This window comes from Amycolatopsis sp. NPDC058278 (assembly GCF_042881395.1).
GTDB lineage: Bacteria > Actinomycetota > Actinomycetes > Mycobacteriales > Pseudonocardiaceae > Amycolatopsis.
In genome coordinates, this window is the sequence record NZ_JBHVXZ010000214.1 from 1 (window position 1) to 9333 (window position 9333).

Annotated in this window: 10 protein-coding genes; 3 read left to right on the forward strand and 7 right to left on the reverse strand. The window is 71.0% G+C overall.

Features of this window, described 5'->3' with window-relative positions:
* Positions 1–137 precede the first annotated feature (137 nt).
* The 7 genes from ACFVYA_RS48370 to ACFVYA_RS48400 form a co-directional block, all read right to left on the reverse strand.
* On the reverse strand, positions 138–1382 hold the full coding sequence (locus ACFVYA_RS48370; protein ID WP_387055223.1) for a beta-ketoacyl-[acyl-carrier-protein] synthase family protein: 1245 nt from the start codon (positions 1380–1382) through the stop codon (positions 138–140).
* Positions 1383–1410: 28 nt separating this feature from the next.
* Entirely contained in the window at positions 1411–1656 is a 246-nt protein-coding gene (locus ACFVYA_RS48375; RefSeq protein WP_004559006.1) for an acyl carrier protein, read from the reverse strand.
* Positions 1657–1730: 74 nt separating this feature from the next.
* Positions 1731–2714 (reverse strand): beta-ketoacyl-ACP synthase III, encoded by a 984-nt coding sequence (locus ACFVYA_RS48380; RefSeq protein ID WP_285989389.1) that lies wholly within the window; start codon positions 2712–2714, stop codon positions 1731–1733.
* Positions 2711–3634: an ACP S-malonyltransferase gene (locus ACFVYA_RS48385; protein WP_387055225.1), complete on the reverse strand. Its 924-nt coding sequence runs from the start codon at positions 3632–3634 to the stop codon at positions 2711–2713. The genes ACFVYA_RS48380 and ACFVYA_RS48385 overlap by 4 nt, the downstream gene beginning before the upstream one ends.
* A gap of 134 nt (positions 3635–3768) precedes the next feature.
* Positions 3769–4263 (reverse strand): nitroreductase family deazaflavin-dependent oxidoreductase, encoded by a 495-nt coding sequence (locus ACFVYA_RS48390; RefSeq protein ID WP_387055227.1) that lies wholly within the window; start codon positions 4261–4263, stop codon positions 3769–3771.
* 32 nt (positions 4264–4295) lie between these two features.
* Positions 4296–4736 (reverse strand): VOC family protein, encoded by a 441-nt coding sequence (locus ACFVYA_RS48395; RefSeq protein WP_285989392.1) that lies wholly within the window; start codon positions 4734–4736, stop codon positions 4296–4298.
* An 82-nt stretch (positions 4737–4818) separates the two neighbouring features.
* Positions 4819–6033, reverse strand: coding sequence for a CdaR family transcriptional regulator (locus tag ACFVYA_RS48400; RefSeq protein ID WP_285989393.1), 1215 nt, complete (start codon positions 6031–6033; stop codon positions 4819–4821).
* A 117-nt stretch (positions 6034–6150) separates the two neighbouring features.
* Here ACFVYA_RS48400 and ACFVYA_RS48405 point away from each other — a divergent pair, with 117 nt between their 5' ends.
* The 3 genes from ACFVYA_RS48405 to ACFVYA_RS48415 all read left to right on the forward strand — a co-directional run bounded on the left by ACFVYA_RS48405 (position 6151) and on the right by ACFVYA_RS48415 (position 9296).
* On the forward strand, positions 6151–7059 hold the full coding sequence (locus tag ACFVYA_RS48405; protein WP_387055229.1) for an ABC transporter ATP-binding protein: 909 nt from the start codon (positions 6151–6153) through the stop codon (positions 7057–7059).
* Positions 7056–8276 carry an ABC transporter permease gene (locus ACFVYA_RS48410; RefSeq protein ID WP_387055231.1) on the forward strand — a complete coding sequence of 407 codons (1221 nt, stop codon included), beginning with the start codon at positions 7056–7058 and terminating at the stop codon, positions 8274–8276. Before ACFVYA_RS48405 ends, ACFVYA_RS48410 begins: the two co-directional genes overlap by 4 nt.
* A 243-nt stretch (positions 8277–8519) precedes the next feature.
* Positions 8520–9296 (forward strand): hypothetical protein, encoded by a 777-nt coding sequence (locus ACFVYA_RS48415; protein ID WP_387055232.1) that lies wholly within the window; start codon positions 8520–8522, stop codon positions 9294–9296.
* Positions 9297–9333: the final 37 nt, after the last annotated feature.

The following is a 9333-nucleotide window of genomic DNA, read 5'->3' on the forward strand; positions in this document are numbered from 1 at the left end:
CCTGCCTATGTTCATGGACAACACGGCCATTAAGATCGCCGCCGGGGTCGACGGCGGGCCCCCGCCCTAACACGAAAAGTGCTCAACTTAAGAAGGGCCCCGGCCGACGCCGGCCCCCTTCTTCAGTTCCGGAAAGCTCAGACCGTGAACAGCAGCGCGGTGTTGTGGCCGCCGAACCCGAACGAGTTGCTGATCGCCGCGGTCAGCTCGACCTTGCGCGGCTCACCCGCGACGACGTCCAGCTGCACCCGCGAGTCCAGGTCCGTCAGGTTCAGGGTGGCCGGCACGAGACCGTGGTAGAGCGACAGGATCGTGATGATCGCCTCGACCGCGCCGGCGCCGCCGACGAGGTGGCCGAGCGCGCCCTTCGGCGCCGTCACGACCGGGTGTTCCCCGATCGCGTTGCGGATCGCCGCGGCCTCGCCGATGTCACCGACCACAGTGGACGTCGCGTGCGCGTTCACGTGCCCGATGTCCGCGGCGGTCACCCCGGCCATCTTCATCGCCGCGCGCATCGCGGCGATCTGGCCGATGCCCTCGGGGTGGTTGCCGGTGATGTGGTAGGCGTCCGAGGTGATGCCGTGCCCGGCGATCGTCGCGTAGACGCGCGCCCCGCGGGCCTTCGCCAGGTCCGCGCGCTCCAGGATGACCACGCCGGAGCCCTCGCCGAGGACGAAGCCGTCGCGGCTCGCGTCGAACGGCCGCGACGCGCTCGCCGGGTCGTCGTTGCGCGTGGACACGGTGCGGGCCTGGGCGAACCCGGCCAGCGTGATCGGGTGGATGCACGCTTCGGCGCCCCCCGCGATCACGACGTCGGCGCGCCCGGAGCGGATCATCTCCACCCCGCTGGCGATGCCCTCGGCGCCCGAGGCGCAGGCCGAGGCCGGGGAGTGCACCCCGGCCCGCGCCTTGAGGTCGATGCCCACGTGCGCGGCCGGGCCGTTCGGCATCAGCATCGGCACGGTCAGCGGCGACACCTTGCGGAGACCCTGCTGGTGCAACAGGTCGTTCTGGGTGAGCAGGGTGACCGGGCCGCCGACGCCGGTGCCGATCGACACGCCGAGGCGGTCGGGGTCGACGTCCGTGTGGTCGTCCGTCGGTTCCGCGTACCCGGCGTCGGCCCACGCCTGGCGGGCGGCGATCAGTGCGACCTGCTCGCAGCGGTCCAGCCGGCGGGCCTGCACCCGCGGGAGGACCTCCGAGGGATCGACGGCCAGCTGGCCGCCGATCTTGACCGGCAGCTGCAGCTCCTCGACCCAATCGGCCTCGATCGCGCGAACCCCGCTCGCCCCGGCCAGCAGACCGTCCCAGGTGGACGTGACGTCCCCGCCGAGCGGTGTGGTGGCGCCGAGACCGGTGATCACGACGTCGATGTTGCTCATGGGAGTCTCCTCAAGGAGGGAAGAGGACTTACTTCGAGTTGGCCGACACGTAGTTCACCGCGTCGCCCACGGTCTTGAGGTTGGCGAGCTCGTCGTCCGGGATCTTGACGCCGAACTTGTCCTCGGCCTGCACGGCGATCTCGACCATCGACAGCGAGTCGATGTCCAGGTCGTCCACGAAAGACTTCTCGGCGGTGACGTCGTCCTGAGCCACACCGGCGACCTCTTCGACGATCTCGGCGAGGCCGGCGAGGATCTCAGCGTTGTCAGCCATGGGGGTGTTCCCTTCTCGGTCTTACTGGGGGTCTGTTTCCCTCGGGCGAATGCCCGCGGGGAGCGTAACGGTGATCAGGGGCAGATGAACGCCTGCCCGGCGTAGGACAGGCCCGCGCCGAACCCGACCGCCAGCACCACGTCGCCGGACTTCGCCGTCCCGGCCTTGCGCATGTGGTCCAGCGCGAGGGGGATGGACGCCGACGAGGTGTTGCCGGAGTACTTGATGTCGTCGGCGACGACCATGTCGTCGCGGGCGCCGTTGGCCCGCAGCTTCTTCGCGATCGCCTCGACGATGCGCAGGTTCGCCTGGTGCGGGATCAGCACGTCCACATCGGACGGCTTGAGCCCGGCGGCCTCGAGCGCCTGCATCGCGATCGGCGCGATCTTCGTGGTAGCCCACCGGAAGACCGACTGGCCCTCCTGGTAGATGTACTTGTCGTCGCGCATGTAGATGAGGTCGACCAGGTCGCCCGCGCTGCCCCACGACACCGGCCCGATCTCCGGCTCGTCGGACGGGCCGACGACCGCGGCGCCCGCGCCGTCGGCGAAGATGATCGCGTTGGCCCGGTCGGCCGGGTCGACCGAGTCGGTGAGCTTCTCGGCCCCGATGACCAGGACCTTCTTCGCCGAGCCCGCCCGGACCAGGTCGGAGGCGACGCCGAGGCCGTAGCAGAACCCGGCGCACGCGGCGTTGAGGTCGAACGCGCCGGGGCTGGGGATGCCGATCCGCGCCGCGACCTGGGCGGCGGCGTTCGGGATCAGCGTCGGCATGGTGCAGTTCGGCAGGATCACCGTGTCCACTTCGGACGGGTCGACGCCGGCGTCGGCCAGCGCGGCGGTGCCGGCGGCGACAGCCATGTCGGTGAGCAGCTCGTCCTTCTCGGCGAACCGGCGCTCGACGATCCCGACCCGCGACTGGATCCACTCGTCGTTGGTTTCCATGGTCTGCGACAGGTCGTCGTTGGTGACGATCTTCGCGGGCTGGTAGCTGCCGACGCCCAGCACGCGGCTGCCGCGGGAGCCGGTGTTGAGGCTCAGGGCGGGTCGGTCGGTCACGAGGCGTCCTCCTGGCGCAGCGCCGCCAGCTCGGCCGGCGTCTTCAGCGCGGTGATAGTGGTGACGACGCCCTTGAGCTGCCGCTTGACCAGGCCGGTCAGGGTGCCCGCGGGCGCGAGTTCGATCGTGCGGGTGACGCCGAGGGAGACCAGGCCGTCCATCGTCAGGTCCCAGCGGACCGGACGGGTGACCTGGGAGACCAGCCGCGCGAGGTACTCGGCCCCGCTGGTGACGACGGCACCGTCCGCGTTCGACAGCAGCGGGCGGACCGGGTCGGCCGGGGTCAGCTCGGCGGCGTGGGCGCGCATCGCCTCTTCGGCGGGCGCCATGTAGCGGGTGTGGAACGCGCCGGCGACCTTGAGGGCGCGGATCTTCGTGCCTTCGAGGGGCTCGGCGACGATCTTCGCGATCGTGTCGGCGGCACCGGAGGCGACGATCTGCCCCGCGCCGTTGCGGTTCGCCGCGGTCAGGCCCTGCTCTTCGAGCCACGCGACGACCTGCTCGGGGTCCCCGAGCATGACCGCGGCCATCGACGTCGGTTCCAGCGCGCACGCCTTCGCCATTTCGGCGCCGCGGACGGCGGCGAGCGCGACGGCGTCCTCCGGCCGGAGCACCCCGGCGATCGCGGCGGCCGCGAGCTCGCCGACGGAGTGGCCGGCGACCGGCGCGTCCGCGGGCACCGGGGCGGTGGCCTGGAGGTGCTCGAAGGTGAGCAGCGACAGCGCGACGATCAGCGGCTGGGCGACCGCGGTGTCCTGGATCTCGTCGGCGTCCGCCTCGGTGCCGAGGCGGAGCAGGTCGAGCCCGGCGCGCTCGGACCACTGGGCGACGCGCTCGCGCGCGCCGTCGAGGTCGAGCCAGGGCGTGAACATGCCGGGGGCCTGGGCCCCTTGGCCGGGAGCGAGGACTGCTGCTGTCACCCTTCAAGACAACACGGTGAAGGGTGTTTCCCGGGATGCCGACGCTCACAGTGTCTGTGCGGCGTCTTTGTCGTAACCCTCCAAAGATGCACCGCAGAAGCTCGCGCGTAACCCGGATGCCTTGTCGGGTTCAATCACCTTTCGCTGTTAAGTCCATCACGTGACGCCCGTCTCCGGAAGACTCGGTCCTGCGGGGTGAGCAGGACGATCGGGATGACGCGATCGGTCTTCTGCGCGTACTCGTCGTAGAGCGGGAAGACGGCCGCCATCCGCGGCCAGAGGTCCGCGCGCTCGGCCGGGGTCGCGACCCGGGCGCGGGCGGTGAACCGGCGGGTGCCGGCCTGGACCCCGACGCTCGGCTCCGCCACGAGGTTCTTGAACCACGCCGGGTCGTCGTCGGCCCCGGCCTTGGACGCGACGACGACGAAGTCGGCCCCCGAGGTCCCGTAGATCAGGCAGGTGCGCCGGGGCACGCCGGTCCGCCGGCCGGTCGTGGCGAGGATGAGGGTGTGCAGGCCGTTCGACTCGTGGCCGACGGTGCCGCCCGAGTCGAGGTACGTGCGGGTCTGCTCGGCGACCCAGTCCCACTGGGAGTCGGTGGCGCGGTCGAGGTCGTCGGCGACGGCCATGGGGGGGATCCTTTCGCGGGGGGACGGGGGTTTCAGCGGAGCTTCTCGGCCAGCGCGACGATGATGCCCTCGGGGCCGCGGAGGTAGCAGAGCCGATAGTCGTCCCCGTACCGCACCAGCTCGCCCACGGGTTCGGTGCCGTGCGGGCGCACCCGGGCCACGACGGCCTCGATGTCCTCGACGGCGAACATGATGCGGCGGAGACCGAACGCGTTGACCGGCGCGTCCCGCTCGGCGGCGGCGGGGGCCGCCGGCGCGTGGAACTTCATCAGCTCGAGCCGCCCGTGGCCGTCCGGGGTCCGCACCACGGCCATGTCGCACCGCACGCCCTCGAGCCCGACGAGGACGTCCACCTCCGGTCCGCCGACCGTGGCCTCGCCCTCGAGCTCCAGGCCGAGAGCGACGAAGAACGCCGTCACCGCCGCGAGGTCGTCGACGACGACGCCGACGTTGTCCATCCGCTGGATCGTCATGGTTGCTCCTCCGCCACGCGGCCCCGGTGGCCGCTCGTGCCCCGGGGACGGAGCCGGCACGGCGGTCTCGACATCCGCGGCGTCACCAAAGTCCGCGGGCCCTCGCCAGCCGTCCGACGGTCAAGGCGATCCGCAGCACCAGGGCGTCGCGCGGGTCGGTCGCCTGGCAGCCCGTGAGGTCCGCGGCCTTCCGCAGCCGGTAGCGGACCGTGTTCGGGTGGACGAACAGCGTTTTCGCGCACGTCTCCAGCACGCCGCCGCTCTCCAGGTACGCCTCCACCGTGCGCTGCAGCGTCGGCCCGGCCTCTTCGAGCGGGCGCGCGATCGTGTCCACCAGCATGCGCTCGGCCTCCGCGTCGCCCGACAGCGCGCGCTCGGGCAGCAGGTCCGCCGACCGCACCGGCCGGGGCGCGCCCGGCCAGCCGACCACCGCGCGCAGCCCCGACAACGCCTCCGTCGCGCTGTGGTGGGCCTCCGCCAGCGTCGGCACCGTCGGGCCGGCGACCACCGGGCCCTCGGCGAACGCCACCGACATCCGGGTCAGGATCTCCCGTTCCTTCACCCCGCCGTCGGTCGGGCCGCCGACCACGACCACCAGCCGGGACCCCTGCACCGACAGCAGCACCGGGCGCCCGACGCGGGCCGCGCGGCTGCGGACCTCGAACACCACCGTCGGCGGATCCTCCGACGGCGGGTTGCCGACCAGGACGGTCGCCGCCGCCGACGGGTCCCACCCGAGCGCCGTGGCCCGCGAGAGCACCGACTCCTCGGCGTCGCCGCGGACGATGCCGTCGACGACCAGCGCCTCCAGCCGGGCGTCCCAGGCACCGCGCGCTTCCGCCGCGGCGGCGTAGGAATTCGCCGCCGCGAAGGCGATTTCCCGGCCGTAGCGCAGGATTCCTTCGATCAAAGCGGCGCGTTCCGCTTCGTTCGCGGCGAAATCGGGAAGCTGCTCCTCGAACACCTCGATGGCCAGGCGCACCATGCCGACCGCCTGGCGCAGGCTGATCCACCGCGACAGCTCGGCCGGTGCGTCGCGGAACGCTTCGGTGGTGAGCTTCAGGGCCTCCTTGGCGTCCCGCAGCCAGTCGACGAAGCCGGCGGCCCCGGCCTGGGTGATCAGCAGGACGCTCGCGCGCTGGTCGGCGGGCAGCCGGGCGAACCAGGGCAGCCGCCGTTCCATCACCGCGATGCTCGCGCTCGCCAGGCTGCCGGACGCGTGCTCCAGCCGCCGGAGCGTCTTCGCGGACAGTCCGTGGTGCTTCGGCACCTGGCGCGGGGCGGTGGTTCCATCCATGGCGAGGCGATCCTACGTGCCCGCAACTTTGGTAGCCCCTCGCGGCAACGCGCGAGGGTAGGCGGGGCGTGTACGCACTGCCTAGGATCGAGGCCACACAGGAACGGGGGAACCGGAATGACCGGTTTGGAAATCGATGGGGTGTCCAAACGCTACGGCGACGTGGTCGCCCTGCGGGAAATGACGTTCGACGTCCGGCCGGGCGAACTGTTCGGCTTCGTCGGCAGCAACGGCGCCGGCAAGACCACGACCATGCGGATCGCGCTCGGGGTGCTGTCCGCCGACGCCGGCGAAGTCCGCTACGACGGCGTGCCGGTGACACACGAAACGCGCCGCCACATCGGCTACATGCCCGAAGAACGCGGGCTCTACCCGAAGATGAAAGTGGCCGAGCAGCTGACGTACCTGGCGCGGCTGCACGGCATGCCCGCGGCCGACGCGCGAGCGTCGGCGGAACGGTGGACCGAACGGCTGGGCGTCGCCGGCCGCCGCGACGACGAGGTGCAGAAGCTGTCCCTCGGCAACCAGCAGCGCGTCCAGCTGGCTGCGGCGCTGGTGCACGAGCCGCGGATCCTGGTGCTCGACGAGCCGTTTTCCGGCCTCGACCCGGTCGCGGTCGACGTGATGAGCCAGGTGCTCAAGGAGAAGGCGGCCGAGGGGGTGCCGGTCGTGTTCTCCAGCCACCAGCTCGATCTGGTGGAACGGCTCTGCGACCGCGTCGGGATCGTCCGCAGTGGACAGATGGTCGCCGTCGGCACGGTCGACGAGCTGCGCGCCGATGGCGCGGTGCGGCTGCGGGTCGACGTCCCCGAGGCCGCCGACGGGTGGGCCGACGGCCTGCCCGGCGTGAAGGTGCTCGGCCGGACGGGCTCGGTGACCGAGCTCGAGCTGGGCGAGGGCGCCGACGACCAGGCCGTGCTCAAGGCGGCGCTGGCCACCGGGCCGGTCCGCGAGTTCGCCCGGGAGCAGCCGTCGCTGACCGAACTGTTCCGCTCCGTCGTCACGACCGAAAAGGTTTCCGCATGAGTACCCCGGCTCCGGACGTCCGGATGAGCCCCACGGCGGCGGTGGGCCTGGTCGCCTCCCGCGAGATCAGCACCCGAGTGAAGTCGAAGGCTTTCCGCGTCAGCACCGTGATCATGCTGCTGCTCATCGTGGTCGGCATCGTGCTGATCAAGCTGATCGCCGGCGGCGGTGGCGCCGATGCGAAGGTCGGTTTCACCACCGCGACCGCCGCCTTCTCGGGGCCGTTGAAAGCGGTCGGGAAGACCCTCGACGAGAACATCGAAACCACGGAGATCCCCGACGAGGCCGCCGGGCGCGCGAAGCTGGCCGACGGCTCGCTCGACGCGCTGCTCACCGGCGACGGCAAGAGCGTGCACGTCCAGGTGAAGAAGGACCTCGACGGCAAGCTCGCCAACGTCCTGCAGGTGCTGTCCCAGCAGGTGGCGATCAACCAGCAGATCACGGCGCTGGGCGGGAACCCGGCGCAGTTCCAGGCCGCGATCGCGGCCGCGAAGTTCGTCGAGGACCCGCCGCTGGAGGAGCCGTACGACTACAACGGCCAGCAGCTCGTGCTGGGCATCATCGCCGGCATCCTGATCTACCTGTCGTTGATGATCAACGGCCAGACGGTCGCGCAGGGCGTCGTCGAGGAGAAGACGTCGCGGGTCGTCGAGCTGCTGCTGTCGACGATCAAGCCGTGGCAGCTGATGGCCGGCAAGGTGCTCGGCATCGGCGTGGTCGGGCTGATCCAGATGGTCGTGATCGGCGTCGGCGGGGTCGTCACCGGGCTGGCCACGGACGTGCTCACCATTTCCGTCTCGGCGGCCGTGGGCACCGTGGTCTGGCTGGTCGTGTGGTACCTGCTCGGGTTCTTCATGTACTCGATCGTGTTCGCCGCGCTCGGGGCGCTGGTTTCGCGCCAGGAAGACGTCGGCGGGGCGACGATGCCGGCCCTGATGTTCGTGATCGCCGGGTACGTGATCGGCATTTCCGTGCTGCCGTCGGATCCGGACAACACGTTCGTCGAAGTGCTTTCGGTGATTCCGGTGTTCTCGCCGACGCTGATGCCGATGCGGCTCGCGATGGGCGGGGTGCCCGTTTGGGAAGCCGTGGTGTCGGTGGGGCTGGTGGTGCTGTTGATTCCGGGATTGATCTGGCTGGCCGCGCGGATCTACCGGAACGCCGTGATGCGGACCGGCGCAAAGGTGAAACTCCGCGACGCCCTGCGCGCCGCCTGACGTTTCCCTGATCCGGCCCCGCCGCCCCCGGGGCCGGATTTGCCCGGTAATGCTCGAGGCCGCCCGGCGCTTGCGGTTTACGCTGCGCCGGACGGCCTCGTCTCCCCGGTCCCCACCGGTAGAACCAGTATGGCCACGGGTGATCTTTCCGCGCCAGTCGTCTCACTCGATCGTGGGGCGCACGAGTTGCCGCCCCTGGGTACTTGATCGACGATCCGGTGCAAATCCGTGGAGGGAGTCGGTATGGGCGAGCAACTGAAGGACGGGCTCGGGCAGGCGTGGGCCATGGTGGCCACGTTCGTCCCGAAACTCGTGGGATTCCTGATCATCCTGCTGATCGGCTGGCTGATCGCGAAAGCCGTGTCGAAAGGGCTGGCGCTGGTGCTCGGGAAAGCCGGTTTCGGGAAACTCGTCGAGCGGACCGGACTGAGCGGAAAGATCGGGCAGCAGAAGATCGACGCGACCGGGATCCTCGTCAAATTGGTCTACTACTTCATTCTGCTGATCGCGCTGCAGCTGGCGTTCGGCGTGTTCGGGCCGACCAACCCGGTGAGCCAGCTGCTCAACGACATCATCGCGTTCCTGCCGCGGATCGTGGTGGCGCTGGTGCTCGTCGTGGTGGCCGCGGCGATCGCGAAGGTGGTGCGGGACGTCGTCGCGTCCGCGCTGTCCGGCCGCGGCGCGGCGCGCCCGCTTTCGCTGGGTGCCTACTGGCTGATCATGGCGTTGGGCATCATCGCCGCGCTCGGCCAGGTGAACATCGCGACGGCGATCACCGGCCCGCTGCTGATCGCGGTCCTGGCGACGATCGGCGGCGTGATCGTGGTCGGCTTCGGCGGCGGCCTGATCAAGCCGGCCCAGGACCGCTGGCGTGGCTGGATGGCGAACATGGAGCACCAGCTGGAGACCCCGGCGCAGCGCACGGGCGAGATGGGCACCGGCCCGGCGGCCCCGCGCGCAACGGTCGGCGTGGACAGCACCCCGACGTCACCGGTTGGCACCCCGCGCCCGCAGGGCTGAAGCGGCGGGGAGCGGCGCGGGCCCGGCGGTCGGGGAA

Bases quoted from the DNA above. Each gene is read 5' to 3' on its own strand.
- ACFVYA_RS48375 (WP_004559006.1), bottom strand. From the start codon at position 1,656: ATGGCTGACAACGCTGAGATCCTCGCCGGCCTCGCCGAGATCGTCGAA.
- ACFVYA_RS48390 (WP_387055227.1), bottom strand. From the start codon at position 4,263: ATGGCCGTCGCCGACGACCTCGACCGCGCCACCGACTCCCAGTGGGAC.
- ACFVYA_RS48410 (WP_387055231.1), top strand. From the start codon at position 7,056: ATGAGTACCCCGGCTCCGGACGTCCGGATGAGCCCCACGGCGGCGGTG.
- ACFVYA_RS48415 (WP_387055232.1), top strand. From the start codon at position 8,520: ATGGGCGAGCAACTGAAGGACGGGCTCGGGCAGGCGTGGGCCATGGTG.
- ACFVYA_RS48370 (WP_387055223.1), bottom strand. From the start codon at position 1,382: ATGAGCAACATCGACGTCGTGATCACCGGTCTCGGCGCCACCACACCG.
- ACFVYA_RS48395 (WP_285989392.1), bottom strand. From the start codon at position 4,736: ATGACGATCCAGCGGATGGACAACGTCGGCGTCGTCGTCGACGACCTC.
- ACFVYA_RS48405 (WP_387055229.1), top strand. From the start codon at position 6,151: ATGACCGGTTTGGAAATCGATGGGGTGTCCAAACGCTACGGCGACGTG.
- ACFVYA_RS48400 (WP_285989393.1), bottom strand. From the start codon at position 6,033: ATGGATGGAACCACCGCCCCGCGCCAGGTGCCGAAGCACCACGGACTG.